This window comes from Desulfobulbus rhabdoformis, from assembly GCF_016919065.1.
Taxonomy (GTDB): domain Bacteria; phylum Desulfobacterota; class Desulfobulbia; order Desulfobulbales; family Desulfobulbaceae; genus Desulfobulbus; species Desulfobulbus rhabdoformis.
Window position 1 is genome coordinate 227,418 of sequence record NZ_JAFFQA010000001.1, and the last position, 15,652, is coordinate 243,069.

10 protein-coding genes are annotated in these 15,652 nt (G+C 50.2%); 4 read left to right on the top strand and 6 right to left on the bottom strand.

The genetic code is table 11. From position 1 onward, the window contains the following. Positions 1-40: 40 nt before the first annotated feature. From JWJ90_RS01085 to JWJ90_RS01105, 5 genes are all read right to left on the bottom strand, one after another. Positions 41-1,222 carry a hypothetical protein gene (locus tag JWJ90_RS01085; RefSeq protein ID WP_205225332.1) on the bottom strand — a complete coding sequence of 394 codons (1,182 nt, stop codon included), beginning with the start codon at positions 1,220-1,222 and terminating at the stop codon, positions 41-43. Between the two features lie 149 nt (positions 1,223-1,371). Beyond that, a complete protein-coding gene (locus JWJ90_RS01090) occupies positions 1,372-4,167 on the bottom strand; it encodes a hybrid sensor histidine kinase/response regulator (RefSeq protein ID WP_205225333.1) in 2,796 nt (931 codons plus the stop codon). A 516-nt stretch (positions 4,168-4,683) separates the two neighbouring features. Further along, positions 4,684-4,911, bottom strand: coding sequence for a ferredoxin (locus JWJ90_RS01095; protein WP_338032270.1), 228 nt, complete (start codon positions 4,909-4,911; stop codon positions 4,684-4,686). A gap of 162 nt (positions 4,912-5,073) precedes the next feature. Beyond that, positions 5,074-6,549, bottom strand: coding sequence for a DUF438 domain-containing protein (locus JWJ90_RS01100; RefSeq protein WP_205225335.1), 1,476 nt, complete (start codon positions 6,547-6,549; stop codon positions 5,074-5,076). 43 nt (positions 6,550-6,592) lie between these two features. Continuing rightward, on the bottom strand, positions 6,593-6,910 hold the full coding sequence (locus JWJ90_RS01105) for a cupin domain-containing protein (RefSeq protein ID WP_205225336.1): 318 nt from the start codon (positions 6,908-6,910) through the stop codon (positions 6,593-6,595). Between the two features lie 176 nt (positions 6,911-7,086). Between JWJ90_RS01105 and norR the strand changes: the two genes are divergently transcribed. From norR to JWJ90_RS01125, 4 genes are all read left to right on the top strand, one after another. Next, positions 7,087-8,658: a nitric oxide reductase transcriptional regulator NorR gene (gene norR / locus JWJ90_RS01110; protein WP_205225337.1), complete on the top strand. Its 1,572-nt coding sequence runs from the start codon at positions 7,087-7,089 to the stop codon at positions 8,656-8,658. Positions 8,659-9,322: 664 nt separating this feature from the next. Further along, complete coding sequence (locus tag JWJ90_RS01115) at positions 9,323-10,732, top strand: efflux transporter outer membrane subunit (protein WP_205225338.1); 1,410 nt, start codon at positions 9,323-9,325, stop codon at positions 10,730-10,732. Then, positions 10,729-11,802, top strand: coding sequence for an efflux RND transporter periplasmic adaptor subunit (locus tag JWJ90_RS01120; RefSeq protein ID WP_275889041.1), 1,074 nt, complete (start codon positions 10,729-10,731; stop codon positions 11,800-11,802). The genes JWJ90_RS01115 and JWJ90_RS01120 overlap by 4 nt, the downstream gene beginning before the upstream one ends. A gap of 2 nt (positions 11,803-11,804) precedes the next feature. Next, positions 11,805-14,909: an efflux RND transporter permease subunit gene (locus JWJ90_RS01125; protein ID WP_205225340.1), complete on the top strand. Its 3,105-nt coding sequence runs from the start codon at positions 11,805-11,807 to the stop codon at positions 14,907-14,909. A 14-nt stretch (positions 14,910-14,923) separates the two neighbouring features. Here JWJ90_RS01125 and JWJ90_RS01130 read toward each other — a convergent pair whose 3' ends face one another. Next, complete coding sequence (locus tag JWJ90_RS01130) at positions 14,924-15,418, bottom strand: anthrone oxygenase family protein (protein ID WP_205225341.1); 495 nt, start codon at positions 15,416-15,418, stop codon at positions 14,924-14,926. Between the last annotated feature and the right edge of the window lie 234 nt (positions 15,419-15,652).

Here is a 15,652-nt window from a genome sequence, read left to right on the forward strand (position 1 = left end):
GGCAACTCACAGAGGAATTGCCCCTACCCCAATGCCCCATTCAAAATGGGGCAGCAGCAATATGCAACCAGGGGAAGTTCGCCCATGCTGAGCGACGAGGATCGTGGCAGACATCAAGCAAGGCCTGATCCGGAACGATGAGGCACTGGAACTGGTCACAGATCCGGTGCAATTGCTCGAGCCTATAAGAGGGCTCTTGAATGGGGAGGTGGAGACGGTGCAGGTCTAGAAGAAAAATCGGATCACAGCCATAGACGACCTGATGAAGCAGGGCAACCCCCTGCATGAACGAAGCGAGAACGCCTTCAGCTATTGGCCCGTCCCCATCATGAAACTCATGGAATTTGTTGGAACGAATGACAGGCCTTCCGCTTTCCGCGTCCACTTCCAGGCGAATCCCGGCTTGACCAGCTTGCCACTGACGATTGAGCCTGCCAACGGTGCGTTCCAGCTTTAATTTCTCCTGGAATCGTTCGCCCAACCTGTTGGCGAGAAAGGTAAGCGGAACACTGACTGTATGAGCCCGGTTGGTTGGCGGCAGGGCATAAAAAATTGGTAAGCTAGTCGCAACCACTGTCTTGGCCTGGAGGAAATGGGCGGCAAGATCAACCCGTTGGCAGCACCAATTAAGCTGGCCGTGATATTGTGGGGGCAAGAAGGGCCGCAGGCGCCGCAAGTGAATACTCAACTGATGCGCCCGTTCACCCCGGAGCCGATCGGTCTCCTGCCACAAACGGATCATCTCCTGAAAGCGGTCTCGCCAGGGGCCTGCCTCTGGAGCAATGTGGGAAAGAAGGGGGCGCAGGACCTCGTAAATCTCCTTCCAACGGGCCGATGCAGGCAACTCGACGAAATTCATCCAACGGCTGTAATCCCGGCGGCGTCCCACCTCAATCCGGTCAGTTTCGAAGTAAAGCGGATCGATGGTGGCCAGGGTTTGGACCAGAGCCGGGTCTGCCGTATAAATAGCAATGGCCGCGGTCTTTTTGGAGGGAATGATCTTGCGCTTATAGGGATGGATTTGGCTGTAGGCAGGGAAATCGGCAAACGGTTCAACCTGTCGACAATCGTAGGGAGGGTTGATGGCTTGCAGTGCCTCCAGTAAAACCTGAGCCTGTTGAATCGTTGAGGTCGCCAGGATATTTACGCCCTCACCGACGTCGATCCATGAGGTGTTGGGAAAGCTCTGGTGACCGATTATGTGAAATTTAAGCAGATGCATTGCCTGGGCTCTAATAGGTGCAACAAAGTTTATCTGTTCTCATAAAAAGAACAGTAGTGCCCAGCAACGGATACAGCAAGAGGAGTGGAGCCACCTCTCAAATAACACATTTCAATAAACCATTGGAGGTGACGATTTTGAAAAGAATGCTAAGCAGATTGTTCTGAGAATGTATCTCGAAGAGCTTGATAAACGCTCAACGCTATATCGTACTTACGTACAGGTTTCATAAGGTGTTGGTGCAGGCCTTTTTCCCGTGCACTCTCAGGTGTAATTCCTTCGCTGAACCCCGAACAAAGGATGAAAGGAATGTTGATTTTTTGGGAACGAATGGCCTCCAAGAGGTCCAGTCCGTTGAGCTTGGGCATATTGTAATCCGAGATGATCAACTGGTACCGGTCGGGATATTCCAGCACGGCTTGCAGGCACTGCTCCGGATCGGTGAACCCGGTTGTCTTATATCCGAGTGAGGAGAGCATCTGACACCCCATGGAGACGAGAGGTTCCTCATCATCCACCCAAATCAGATGTTCACCGTTCCCGTAGAGAATCTTTTCCGAAATGACCGCCTTTTTTGTGCTTGGCTGCAGGCTGATCGGTAAATGAATGGTAAAGGTGGTTCCGCGATCTACCTCGCTTTCCATGTGAATATTGCCGGAAAGATCATTGACAATGGAATGCACTACAGAAAGTCCGAGTCCGGTGCCTTTACCGACTTCTTTGGTGGTGAAGAATGGTTCGAAGATTCGTTGCTGTATTTCTGGCGAGATACCGCTTCCCGTATCGCTTATGGTAAATCGAATAAAATCACCTGATTGCACACGAAAGGCAAGCGCCTCCTGTTCGTTGAGATGCACCCGCTCGATGGCAAGCCGGAGTTGCCCTCCTTTCAGCGCCATGGCATGACAGGCATTTGTACAAAGATTCATCACAATTTGGTGGATTTGGGTGGGATCGGCCATGATTTGGCCCACATCCTGTTTCAAATCCAACTGTATACTGATAGAGGAAGAGGTTGCGGCCCGGATCAGTTTTATCGTTTCCTTGACAATAGGTGCGATCTCAAGGGGTTGTTTGTCCTGATTGCTTTGCCTGGAAAAAGCGAGAATCTGTTTCACCAATTGGGCAGCTCGATCTCCGGCGGAAAGAATGACATTTATAGACTTGGCGACTATGGATCCCGGTTCTACCTTGTCGGCTGCTAACTCTGCATATCCTATAATTGCCGCAAGGATGTTGTTAAAATCATGTGCAATGCCACCTGCCAACGTTCCTAAGGCTTCCATCTTCTGGGTCTGCTGAAGTTGGTTTTCCAGCGTCCGTTTTTGTAACTCAGCTTCCCGTTCAGCGGTTATATCAGTGATGACGGCAAAGCTTCCAATGGCCGCACCATGCTTGTCTCGCAGCAATGCGGGGGATACCGAGGACAGCATCATTTCACCGGATTTTTTTTGCCAGGTGATCTCGTAGGGCGGTACAAGTCCTCTTTTACGGAGAGCAAGTTGTTGGTGAAAGATCCCCCTATCTTCTTCCTTGAGATACTCCTCAAGAGGATGGCCAAAGAGTTCTTCCGCGCTATATTCCAACATTTTTCCAAGCCGGGCGTTGCAGTATGTAATAACACCCTCGCTGTCAATCACGACCAACCCTTCCCGCATAGTTTCCAAAAGGGTTGAGTATTTGTCTTCGCTTTCGCGTAATGCTCGCTCACTGCCCCTGCGGGCATTGATCTCCTCGATCAATTGTTCGTTTTGATGCTGTAATTGCCGGGTTCGGTTCGCAACTTGTTCCTCTAAGGCATCATGGGATTGTTTGAGAGCAAGCGCGGATTGATTCCGCCGAACTTGGGCCTTGGCAAGCAGGTAGGCAAAGAGCGCCAAGACCACTGTTGCCATGGCAGCCACAGCCAGCATCTGTTGCCGGAAGCTGTCCAGGGAACGGTCAATGACATCCCGTGACATCAGAGAGACTATTTTCCAATAGTAATCAGAGGAAGTTAATATTTGTTTGCTGTCCCCCGTTGCTGTTGCTGCCCCGGTGCTTGAGACGAAGTCGCCCCGCAAAGGGTGAACCGTTGCATACGTGTAAATTCCGTTAGGATGAATAACCTGGCCATGTTCATGACTCTTGATGGTTGACGCCCAAAGCTCTGGTTCCTGTTGGTCGAGGGACTCTGTGCTGCGATCGGAAAACATGAAACCCCATTCCTGCTCGGGCTTGCCGGCAAGCCAATATCCCTCGCGATTGAGGAGCATGAGGTTGCCGCCGTCTTGGCGATGGCCCCAGTGTTTGAGGGCCTCCAGCATTGCTTTTGCCTTATAATTAAGAAGGACGACCCCGAGCTTGTTCCCGGATGGATTCACAATCACTTTGCCAAAGCGGATCATGGGTTTCAGGGGGGATTCGATTTGGCCATGTTCTATGTTGAGATCAAGGGGGGAAATAAAAATCTGTGTGGCATCGAGTCGAAATGCATCTTCAAAATAATAACGTTGATGCTTGTCTTGCAGCTCCTCCCGCGCAACCAATATTGGCCCGTTTCCAGAATAGTTGACCCGAATTCGTTCCCAGCCGTGTTGATCAAGCAGGCGGATTTGATCGTACAGGGGGTGGCTTCCGGCGAAAGAGAGATAGTTCTGTTCTAAGAGTTGAACATTTTGCTGGACGGTATTCTCTCCATAGTTTTCCAAGAGCTTGTTTGTAATGTTCGTTAAAAAAAGCAGATCTTCAATAACGGGACTGATGCTGTTGTGGATGAGTTCCTCCCCCATCTCCACCGCATTGATTTCTTTTTGTTTTATGAGGCTGATGTGACTTTCGATTTCGTAACGATAGACCAAAAACAACCCGAAGAGGACCAGTAACGCTGCTGGCGTGAAAATGGTAAGGAATTTTCTGAGTACCGATATCTTCGAGGACGTGAGATGAATAGCTGAATTGCGCATTCGTCCTCCATAGCTCAGTAAAGGGAAAGGGGGGATCCATATGTGAAAAATTGGAACCCCTCGGAAAAACGACATCTTAGTATGTATTTTTGCACCAAAGGGAGGAACGAGTCAAGGACCGAGGGCATAATTAAAATGAACACAGGCAATATCGATTTGCTGTGCGCAGGCAAGGTTTGAGTTTGTTCCAGACAAGGACTGAACCGGAATAAAGCATTGCACGCAGATGGTGCTTGAGGGGCTTTTGTCTGCAGATGAAAAGTAATAGGGGGCTTGAATAATTTGATTTTTCAATCAAGATCAAGGCATGCGAAAAATTTTACCGCAGGCATATACATGATATTCCGAGGATAAAATTTTTCGCATAACGCCGAGATTGGCAGAAAAAGCAATTATTCAAGATTCCCTAATTTCCTCCACACGTTGCACCGCAGGCAATCTTGGACAGATGGAATTGGAACCGTCCTGGCGAACCGCCTTTCTATAAAGGAGAAGCTCGCCAGGACAAAGTGGGGTTCATTCTTTGCTAATGCAACCTGCCGGACATGAGGCGATGGCCTCGTCAATGCACTCCTCTTCACCAGAGGATTCGTTTTTGACGAATGCTTTTCCAATCGCCTCATTGAGGGCGAACACTGCCGGGCAGATTTCAACGCATGCTTCACAGCCGAGACATTCTTCCTGATCGATTCGAACTTGTTGTGCCATGGTTTTCTCCTTACGCTGGTTTCTTCTTGTGGGAATCTTGAATAATTGCTTTTTCTGCCAATCTCGGCGTCATGCTGAAAATTTTATCCTCGGAATATCAACTATATGCCTGCGGTAAAATTGTCAGCAATCCTTGACCTTGATTGAAAAATCTAATTATTCAAGACACCCTTGTATTGCAGAACGATGGCCTTCCCATCAGTTCCACTCGAGCAAACGACGCTGTCCCTGGAGAGAACGGACATGGGTCGCATCGTGGCCAACTTCGAGACAGCCTAAATATTCACCCTGTTGATTGTGCAGGGCCAGATATTGAATATGGATAAATTTTCCGCCAAGCTCCAACCAGAACTCTGCTCTTTTTCGCTCCCCTTTTTTGAAGGCCTCCAGTATCTCCGCGACCATATGCAGCGATTTGGGAGGGTGGCAGTTTTTGACATCCCGGCCTATCACCCCTGGGCTTCTTGGAAAAATGCGATGGGCGCTGTCCGAGTAATAGGCAACTTTATCGTCGGCATCGACGAAGCTGATGTCCACGGGCAGATTGCAGAGTATGGCGTTGATCACCTCGGACGGCAGTTGCCCCGTGGCAAGGTCGATCAGTCCCGTTGTCGGCTTGCTCACCACAGTTTCGGTACTTTCGGCTGTCCACTCGTTTCCGGGGACAACGTCAAAGGCAAACCCGATTTCTTCCTCACCCAGTCGGCAACGATGCCAATCTTTCTCTGACAGTACTTTCAGGGTCATAGGGAAGAGGATTCGGTCTTCCTTCTCGATCATGTCGTCAATGGCGTCCAACAACTCGCTCAGAGCTTTTCTTGCCGCATTGCGATTTTTGTCGGTAAGTAGCTCCTGCGTGCAGCGGAGTTGGCGTCGAATGTCGTCATGCACCTCCCACATCACTTTTCCGGGGGCGGAAAGGCCGTGTTGTTCCAGCAGTGGAAAGAGCTGGTTTTCTTTTCGTACATAGTGAACGTGAATCCCTGCCAACTCCTGCACCAGAAATCGAAGCTGACCAACGACGAATGACCAGACCGTCTCCCCCGGTTTCTCCCCAATCTTCTTTAATTCTGCATGGAGCTCAGCCAAGACTTCCTTTGCCTGTCGGTTTTCTTCCATGAAGGTATGCACCGGGTGCCCTGACGGCATGGCTGGGGTTTCTTGGCCATCTAGGGCTTCTTTGAAGAGTGCAGCGTGCAGATGGCACATCTTTTTAATCTCCGTTTCCGGCAATCCTTCTTGCACCAATGTCTGTTCAAGCGAGGCGATTTCATCTGGCGTGATGTCGCCGACGGTTTGGGCAAATTTCTCCTGGAGGTGGGCAAACTCCGCCCCCTCATGCAGCTCCCGGATTATTTCCTTGAGCGCCGTCAACCGCTCTTCCCTGGATAATCCGCCGGTTCGTGCATCCTGATTCTGCGAATCTGGAGGGACTATCTCAACAGTTGTGCCGGTAGTGGCCATGATCGTGCCTGCGATAAAGAGCAGCAAGTCAAGAACACGCTCATTTCCCATGGCGGCAGCTTTCTCGATGGTGGCAATGCGGCCCATGGTTTGGCGAAGTATGGTATTTTTCAGTTTTTCAAAAGCAGGGTTATGCGCTGCCAAGGCCTCGATAAGCGATGGATACTCTTGAGTAAGCGTGTAGATAGTCGTTTCTTTTGTCAGTAACATGGTGACCTCTCAAGTTGATGCTCTCTCTTTTTGCGGAATTTCCTCAAATTGGGGGCGCGATAGTTACCAGTAATCGCATCTTGGTTGTCGCTTCCACCCCGTGCGGTTCACGGATTTGCGAGACAAGGAGTTCCCCGGCCTTGGCCGGTATTTTGCTATCGCCGCCCAGAAAGTAACCTTCCCCTTCGAGGACAAGAATAGACAGCTCGCCATCAAGATCGTGGGAATGAACCGGGAAGGTGACTCCGGCATCGAGATTAAAATTAATGATTTTGAAAAACTCTGAATCCTCGACGAGAAAATACCGTTTCATGGAACCCTCTGTGAAGATATTGGTTGTAGTCAGATCTATTGTTTTCATGAGTATCTCCTGGTGTATAGTTTATTGTGCTTCCTTCCGTCACATCGTGTACCTTGTGTAAGCATGAGCTATGCCAAAAAATATCTCGTTATATTACAGGAGGTTGCAAGTGGTGTTGCTGAAATGACAACATGGATATGTTGTCATATTGAAACTCATGTTGTATTTTTGTGAACATGAAACGACTTGATACCCTCTCTATCATTGCACAGGATCTGACCGCAGTCTTTGGTGCCGAAGACCGCTATCAGAGGCTACTGGAGGCGCTCCGCTTGGCAATCCCTTTTGATTCGGCAGCGCTGCTTAGACATCAAAAGGGGGTGCTTACGCCCATTGCTTCCATGGGATTGAAGCCAAAGGCTATCAGTACGAGGTTTCGGCTGAGTGAACATCCTCGGCTCGACATCATCTGCGGCTCAAGCGAACCAACGCTTTTTTCAAGTGACAGCACCTTGCCGGATCCGTTTGATGGGTTATTGGAAATAGACCTGGAAAGCATCCACCACATTCATGCCTGCCTCGGGTGCCCGTTACTGATCAGAGATCAGTTGGTTGGCGTGCTTGTTTTTGATGCGATCGATCCGCTCGCATTCAGTCATCTGCCCAAGCAATACATCCAGGTGATCGCCTCGCTGGCCAGTGCGCAAATGCAGACAGTTGAACTGCTTTCTACGCTTGAACAGGAAGCGGAGCGACAGGGATTGCTGGCAAATGATCTGATGCAGGATATTCAGCAGCAAAGGGGCTACGAGATCCTAGGCGCCAGTAGCCAGATCAAGCGTTTGCGCCAGGAAATTGAGCTTGTGGCGACCTCCGATTTCACCATCCTCATATTGGGAGAGACGGGGGTTGGTAAGGAACTGGTGGCCAGGTCGATCCACAATCGATCCCGGCGCCGTGACAAGCCACTGCTCTATTTGAATTGTGCCGCGCTGCCAACATCACTTGCCGAAAGTGAACTCTTTGGACATGTCAAAGGCGCCTTTACAGGAGCGATCGCCGATAGAATAGGAAAGTTTGAATTGGCCAATGAGGGGACACTGTTTCTGGATGAAATAGGAGAACTCTCACTTGAAATTCAGGCCAAGTTGCTCAGAACCATACAGGAGGGGGAAATTCAACGGGTTGGTTCGGAAAAGATCCAGCATGTTGATGTGCGACTGATCACCGCGACGAACAGAGATTTGGAAAAAGAGGTCGCTACCGGAAAATTTCGAGCAGATCTCTATCACCGATTGAATGTGTACCCCATCATCGTGCCGCCGTTGCGGGAGCGTCTTGAGGATATCCCATTGCTTGCGGAGTATTTTGCCCAAAAAGCCGGAGCTAAATTGAGGCTCCGTCAAGTTCGTGTCAGTAACGAAGCAGTTGCCTTGCTCCTGCGTTATAAGTGGCCGGGGAATGTGCGTGAGCTGGATAATGTGATCTCCCGGGCGGTGCTCAAGGCTTCCGCCAAGCAACTCGTCGGCGAGGCTGTCGTGACGCCGGATGTTGTCAGCGGTGACCTGAACATGCCGACATCAATTCCGCAAAACAGCTTCGAGCGTGATTCACCTCAAAAGCAAAGCGGTCGCTCTTTCCGTGCCGAGGTCAAGGCCTTTGAAATCCGACTCATCCAGCAGGCATTGGAGAACCATCAGGGGAACTGGGCAGCGGCGGCCCGGGAACTTGGCATGAACCGCAGTAACTTGCACAATCTGGCAACTCGCTTGGGGATTCGTCGAAAAAAAATTGCTGGTGATGAATAAGTGAGACTGTATCGGCATCCCTGTCGATGGAGAGGATATATTTTTAAGCCCCCTGTCATGGGGGCAGGCAACAGATAAAGGGAATCCTGAAAAATTGTTTTTTCTTCCAATCTCGGCTTAACAGCGAAATCGCTTTTTAATTTGTCGTCATCTCAATAGACGCGTGTTGCAAGCTGAATTTGTGTGGGCGTTTTTTAGCTATCCTAGCCGCCAACCACAACAAAACCGGGGCCGTCTCATTGGACAGTGGGGTGGATGCACTCGTCAGCTTTTGGATAGCAGTATTTAAATCGTCTGCGCTTGACAGGGGCACTCCCAGGTCGATAGATACTCAGAGAGCGTTACTTCTGCATCATTGGTCAGGGCATACTGTGTCCATGCCTGGAGAATGCTCTCATTGGATGATCTCTGCATAAAGCCAAATGATCCTGATCACCGTAATGATCCAACACCCAATCCTAGAATTGCGCTTCCTTCGGTGCGCTTAATCGAGGCGACGCGCATGGTGATCCCCAGGGAGATTTGAGCTCCCACTTTCCAGATTTGAGCAAGTTTTAGGTGTTGATCGATGATTTTCTTTTTTGATCGTCATCAGTTGCGTTTTCGACAAGATTCCCATGAGGGGAATCTCTCACGCTATCACAAGAACATAGATTGAGGTGAAATGACTCGAGAGGTGCATATCTTTTTCATGCTGGCTGGCCTAGGCATAGTTTTATTTCTGAATGGCTGTTCTTTCCATGAGGTCAATGTCGCAGCATCCCCGTCCGTAGAGATTCAGGATGCTTTTCCGAGTCTTGAAAATACAGAAGAAGCTCAGAATAAGAGGAACAAGCAGCCTTGGTGGCATGAACTCGGTAAGCCGTACTTGAGCGCGATAATCGAAAAATCGTTTACAGGGAACTATGATATCGCCGCCGCTTTTGCCCGTATTCATCAGGCCCGGGCTCTCCAGTTGCAAACCCGAGCTGATCTCTTTCCTCTGGTCACTCTTGAAGGCAATGTGGCGGACAGGCGCCAGGGGAGTGTCGACCTTTCCTCGACCTACGACGTTGGAGCCGCATTCAACTGGGAGGTCGATCTCTTTCATCGTATCAGTATGGCCGCACAGGCAGATGAATTAGAGACTCTTGCGCGCGTTGAAGATCTCAACGCCTTGCGTTTAAGCCTGAGTACCGATATAGCCTCTGCCTACTTTGGGGCCATCGCCGCCAACAACAGGCTCACGTTGCTCCGCTCACAGGTGGAAACCGATCTCTACCTACAAAAATTGCTGGAACTGAGACAGAAAAGTGGTGTGGGCACAACCGTGGATGTGCTGCAACAGAAAAGTCAGGTCGCTGAGAGTTCCAGTCTCATTCCCCTGGCCGAGTCTGAGTTGCGGGTTTTTGAAAACAGGCTGGATGTTTTGCTGGGGCAAGGGCCGGATGGCCTCAATCGTGTTAACTCAGAAGAAACACTAACCTTTGCCTCAGCCTTGCCCGTTGTCGGGGTACCAGCGGATTTGCTGCTCAACCGACCGGATCTCCGTTCTTCGCGCGCCGAGCTGGTTGCTGCAGACGCAGAAATAGGGGCTGCAATTGCAGATCGATTACCCAAACTGACCCTTACTGGTAGCTATCTGTACAGCGATTCGACGACTTTTTCCGGTCTGGCAGGTCTTGTTATGGGGAGTTTCATTCAGCCCATTCTTGATTGGGGCCAGCGGAAGGCCGTGGTGGAAGAAAATAAGGCTCTCTACAGAGAACGGTTAGCTGATTTTACACAGTTGTACCTGAAAGCGGTCGAGCAGGTTGAAAATGCACTCTATCAGGAAAATAAACAGCGTGAGTACATTACCCGCCTGGAAGAGCGGCGCAAAATTTTACTGGCAACCGAGGAAGAGACAAGAGCTCTCTATACCCAGGGGCTGGTCAATTATCTGCCGGTTTTACATGCACTGCAGGAATTGCGTGGCGTTGAACGCGATTTGATCACCGAGCGGTTGCGACTCATTGATTATCGCATCGCTTTCTATCATGCCATTGGCGGGGTATTGCCAGCAAACACACCACAACAGACCAAACCTTTATGAAAATATATTGTTACATAATTATTGCTCTACTGTGCACGCCACTTTGGGCCTTTGCCGAAAAAGTGGCGACTCCTGTTTTTGTGACTGATGTTGCAATGCACAACTTTGTTGAAGAAATTGAAGCGTTGGGCACTTTGAAGGCCAAGGAAAATGTCGATCTCACCGCCTCTGTAACGGAACGAATCACCCATATATCCTTTGAAAGCGGGCAGCGGGTACACAAGGGCGATCTCCTGGTCGAGATGGACATTGCCCAGGAGCAGGCGTTGCTTGCAGAAGAGCGTTCTGTTGCTCAAAAGGCAAGGCGACAGGTCCAACGGCTGGGACCTTTGATCGCACGGGGGGCTGCTTCACAGCTGACCATGGATGAGGCGCAGCTTGATTTGCACACTGCCCAGGCCAGGATTGCCGCCATTGAAGCGCAGATAAATGAACGCCGAATCCTGGCCCCTTTTGACGGCAAACTTGGCCTGCGCAATGTGAGTGTGGGCCTGATGGCGCAACCGGGCACGCTTATTACGACTATCGATGATGACAGTCTCATGAAGCTGGACTTTGCTGTTCCGGAAATTTTTTTGCCGGCCATCCATGAAGGGGGAAAGATAACAGCTTTTGCCCGAGCTTTTCCAGGACACCTTTTTACTGGGACAGTGAAAAGTATCGATAGCCGGGTCGATCCCGTTTCACGAGCTATTCTTGTTCGAGCCCTGCTTGATAACGCTGATCATTTCTTACGCCCGGGCATGTTGATGCGGGTAAAACTGCAGAAAAAAGCAAGACAGGTTTTACTGGTCCCCGAGGAATCGCTAGTGGCCCGAGGAGACAAAAAATACGTGTTTGTCGTGACTGGAGAAAAGGGGCAGAAAACCGTCTCCTTTGTTTTGGTCACCATTGGTACCCGCCGCGGTGGAGAAGCCGAAGTCCTTGATGGCCTGCAACCGGGGATGCAGATCGTGACCCATGGCATCCAGCGGCTGCAGGATGGGGACCCCGTTGTTGTGCGAGCGCTTGATAATGGAAATTCGACCCTCGACGAGATGTTGCAGCAGAAAGCAAGAAGTGGAGAATAACCATGTTTTTATCGGACATTTCCGTTAAGCGCCCGGTTTTTGCCAGTGTCATCTCTCTGCTGCTGATCACCTTTGGGCTTGTCTCGTATAACCGCCTTTCTCTGCGGGAATATCCTGATATCGACCCGCCTATTGTCACCGTTGAAGTAAAATATCCAGGGGCACCGGCAAACATAGTTGAAACCCGCATTACCCAGATTATTGAAGAGCGCATCGCTGGCATCGAGGGGATTGAATTTGTGGAATCCACCTCAGAAGATGGTGAGTCTAACGTCACCATCGAGTTCTCCATTGATCGTGATATAGACTCCGCCGCCAATGATGTACGAGATCGTATCTCGGGTATAGCCGATAACCTCCCCGATGCGGCCGAACCTGCCGAAGTACAAAAGGTTGACAGTAATGATGATGTTATCATCTGGCAAAACCTTGCCGGGGATACCATGAGTGTCCCCGAACTGACGGATTATGCCCAGCGGTATCTGGTGGATCAGTTTTCCACTCTTGACGGTGTGGCCCGCGTTCGTGTTGGCGGTGGTCTGAACTACGCCATGCGTATCTGGCTGTCACGACAGGAGCTTGCTGCCCGAAATCTCAGTGTCTCTGATATTGCCAGCGCACTTCGTGCTGAAAACGTTGAGCTGCCCGCCGGAACACTGGAGTCGGAAGAACGTATCTTTAAAGCGCGTGTTGACCGCAATTTTAAGACCCCTGAAGACTTTAAGCGTCTTGTGATCGGGGAGAGTGATGATGGTTATCTGATTCGTCTTGGCGATGTGGCACGGGTGGAATTGGGCGTTGTTGAGGATCGCACCATTTTTCGCGGCAATGAAGTCCCCATGGTTGGGATTGGGGTGATTAAACAATCCACAGCCAATACCATTGATGTGGCCAATGCAGCCATTGCTCTGACGGAGAAAATAAATAAAAACCTGCCCGATGGAATGCACCTCTACCAAAGTTATAATTCAGCTGTGTTTATCGAGGCCTCCATTAAGGAGGTGTTCTCGACACTGTTTATAGCTGTGGGGTGCGTTGTTCTTGTCATCTATCTGTTTTTAGGCAATGTGCGCGCAATGCTTATTCCTGCGGTCACTGTGCCTGTCTCGCTTGTCGCCACCTTTATTGTCATGTATGGGCTGGGCTTCTCGGTGAACCTGCTGACCCTTTTGGCGCTTGTTCTCGCCATCGGAATGGTGGTTGATGATGCGATCGTCATGCTGGAAAATATAGTCCGCAGAATGCAGGAGTATGATGAAAGTCCCCTCATGGCTGCCTACAATGGAGCACGCCAGGTTGGGTTCGCTGTCATCGCAACCACTCTGGTACTGATGGCGGTCTTTATCCCAATTACCTTTCTCGAAGGGGATCTGGGCAGACTCTTCACCGAATTTGCTCTAACCATAGCAGCGGCTGTTGGCTTTTCCTCCCTTGTTGCTTTAACCCTCTGCCCGATGCTTGCCTCAAAAATGCTCAAGGGTACGGAAGAAAAACAAAACAGCTTCATCCGTGGAGTCGGGTCCATCGTCGACAAGGCACGGAGTTCCTATGTCTTTGTCTTGCGGCGGGCTTTGCAAGCACCACGAAGTGTTGTTTTTATTTTTTTCGTGCTCTTGGGCTCTGTCTACTTTTTGTATGAGCAGATACCTTCCGAGTTCGTGCCTAAAGAAGACCGTGGTGCCTTCTTTATCTCTGTGAAAGGCCCGGAAGGAGCGAGTTTTTCGTACATGAAAGAATACATGAATGAGATCGAAAAACGCCTGATGCGCTCAGTGCATACAGGTGAGATTGATCGTCTGCTCGTCAGGGCTCCAAGAGGGTTTGGTTCCATTGAGAATTTTAACGCTGGCTTTGCCATTGCTATTCTCAACGATTGGGCAGAACGACGCTCTGCCTTTGTGATCATGGACGAGGTGCGCAAAAATCTGGCGGATCTTCCCGGCGTTCGAGCTTTTCCGCTGATGCGGCAGGGACTGGGGGGCGGCACAGGCAAGCCGATCCAATTTGTCCTCAGCGGGCCGACCTATGCGGTGTTGGCCCAGTGGCGCGACATTGTTCTGCGCAAGGTGAAGGAGGATAACCCCGGAATAGAGGGGCTTGATAGTGATTACGAGGAAACACGCCCGCAACTTGATTTTGTGGTCGATTATGAACGGGCGGCTGATCTGGGGGTGACTGTCTCTGAAATAGGGACAACCCTGGAGACGATGATGGGGGGCAGAAATATTACCACCTTTCTGGATGACGGAGAAGAGTACGACGTCATTGTTGAAGGAGAGCGGGATGAGCAACGATCGTTGAGTGGGGTCAGTAACATCTATGTGCGATCAGAGCGAACAAGGCAGCTCATCCCCATTGCCAATCTTGTTGAGATTAAAGAATATGGTGCTGCCCAAACCTTGTCGCGCTACAACCGTATTCGTTCCATCACTCTGGAAGCAAACCTGCGAGATGGTTACACCCTAGGTGAAGCCCTGAGCTATTTGGAGCAGGTGGTGCGGGAGAATTTACCCTCTGAGGCAATTATTGACTATAAGGGGCAAAGTCGTGACTTTATCAACTCCGGCAGCTCCATGATTTTTGTGTTTTTGTTGGGGCTCTGTGTTGTTTTCCTAGTTCTCGCGGCCCAGTTTGAAAGCTGGCTTCATCCCTTGGTGATTATGCTGACCGTTCCGTTAGCTATGGGAGGGGGGCTCTTTGGGTTGTGGATAACGGGAGGCTCGCTGAACATCTACTCCCAAATCGGGCTCATCATGCTTGTTGGTCTGGCTGCAAAAAACGGAATTTTGATTGTCGAATTCGCCAATCAGTTGCGGGATGAGGGCATGGCCTTTGGCAAGGCAATCATCGAGGCTTCGGAAAAACGGTTTCGGCCTATCGTGATGACTGGGCTGACCACGGTTGCAGGGGCTATCCCTCTAGTGCTGGCGAGTGGAGCAGGTGCGGAAACACGAATCACCATCGGTGTCGTCGTGTTGACAGGTGTGTTGGTCGCCACCTTTTTTACAGTACTGATCGTGCCGGTGGTCTATAACCTCATTGCCCGGGGGACGGGGTCACCCCATGCAATAGCCAATAAAATCGAAGAGCAGCAAGAAGTTTTATAGTCAGGCTTGCCTGCTCATAGCCTAATGAGCAGGACAAGTAAAATCACTGTTGTCAGTATTGCACAGACGGTCCTGTTGGTGTTCCAGAGGAGCCAACGGGAATCAAAGGCGTCCCTGGACTTCAGCAGCTCAGATGCAGTCATCGATTCAAGGTCCTGCGCCTGCAGTTGGTTATTTAAAGGAATATTGATGGTTATTGTCGGAAGTTGAACCCCAAGAAGGTAAAGCGCACATGCCAGTATCAACAAGATCCGCTGAGTACCCTCCAACTGGTATAGCCCAAGCAGGGTGGAAAGGATGAGCATAATTACTGAGCCAAGCCAGACCACCACAAAGATCGGTTGGTTCTTCTGAATCACCCGATCCATTGCTTTAAAGGCCTGGAGATAGGCACGGTCGTCAAGGGGTTTGATGCCTGGCATGACTATGCTTGCGAAGCTGAAAACAAATCCAGCCACAAGGGAACAGAGTAGAGTCGAAACAAGTAGTACATAGTTAATCAATGCCATCCCATCCTCTTTTTGCTGCTTGCATCATTAGCTGTTATCCTCCACAGCTTCTAAAATGCCTGCGGCGGCTACCTCACGCAGATATTCCTGAAAACTGTGGGGGAAGGCCCCATAGCCGTCAGGCTAAGGGGTACGCATTCAAATTAAACACGAAAAAACAGAAAATTAGGCGCAAAAAAACTTTCAAAGCCCCCAGCCTCATAATGGCACTCCCTTTTACCGAGAATGATTACT

Excerpts from the sequence above, each read along its gene's own strand:
- JWJ90_RS01085 (WP_205225332.1), bottom strand. The coding sequence starts at position 1,222 with ATGCATCTGCTTAAATTTCACATAATCGGTCACCAGAGCTTTCCCAAC.
- JWJ90_RS01115 (WP_205225338.1), top strand. The coding sequence starts at position 9,323 with ATGACTCGAGAGGTGCATATCTTTTTCATGCTGGCTGGCCTAGGCATA.
- JWJ90_RS01120 (WP_275889041.1), top strand. The coding sequence starts at position 10,729 with ATGAAAATATATTGTTACATAATTATTGCTCTACTGTGCACGCCACTT.
- JWJ90_RS01105 (WP_205225336.1), bottom strand. The coding sequence starts at position 6,910 with ATGAAAACAATAGATCTGACTACAACCAATATCTTCACAGAGGGTTCC.
- JWJ90_RS01100 (WP_205225335.1), bottom strand. The coding sequence starts at position 6,549 with ATGTTACTGACAAAAGAAACGACTATCTACACGCTTACTCAAGAGTAT.
- norR (WP_205225337.1), top strand. The coding sequence starts at position 7,087 with ATGAAACGACTTGATACCCTCTCTATCATTGCACAGGATCTGACCGCA.
- JWJ90_RS01125 (WP_205225340.1), top strand. The coding sequence starts at position 11,805 with ATGTTTTTATCGGACATTTCCGTTAAGCGCCCGGTTTTTGCCAGTGTC.
- JWJ90_RS01090 (WP_205225333.1), bottom strand. The coding sequence starts at position 4,167 with ATGCGCAATTCAGCTATTCATCTCACGTCCTCGAAGATATCGGTACTC.
- JWJ90_RS01130 (WP_205225341.1), bottom strand. The coding sequence starts at position 15,418 with ATGGCATTGATTAACTATGTACTACTTGTTTCGACTCTACTCTGTTCC.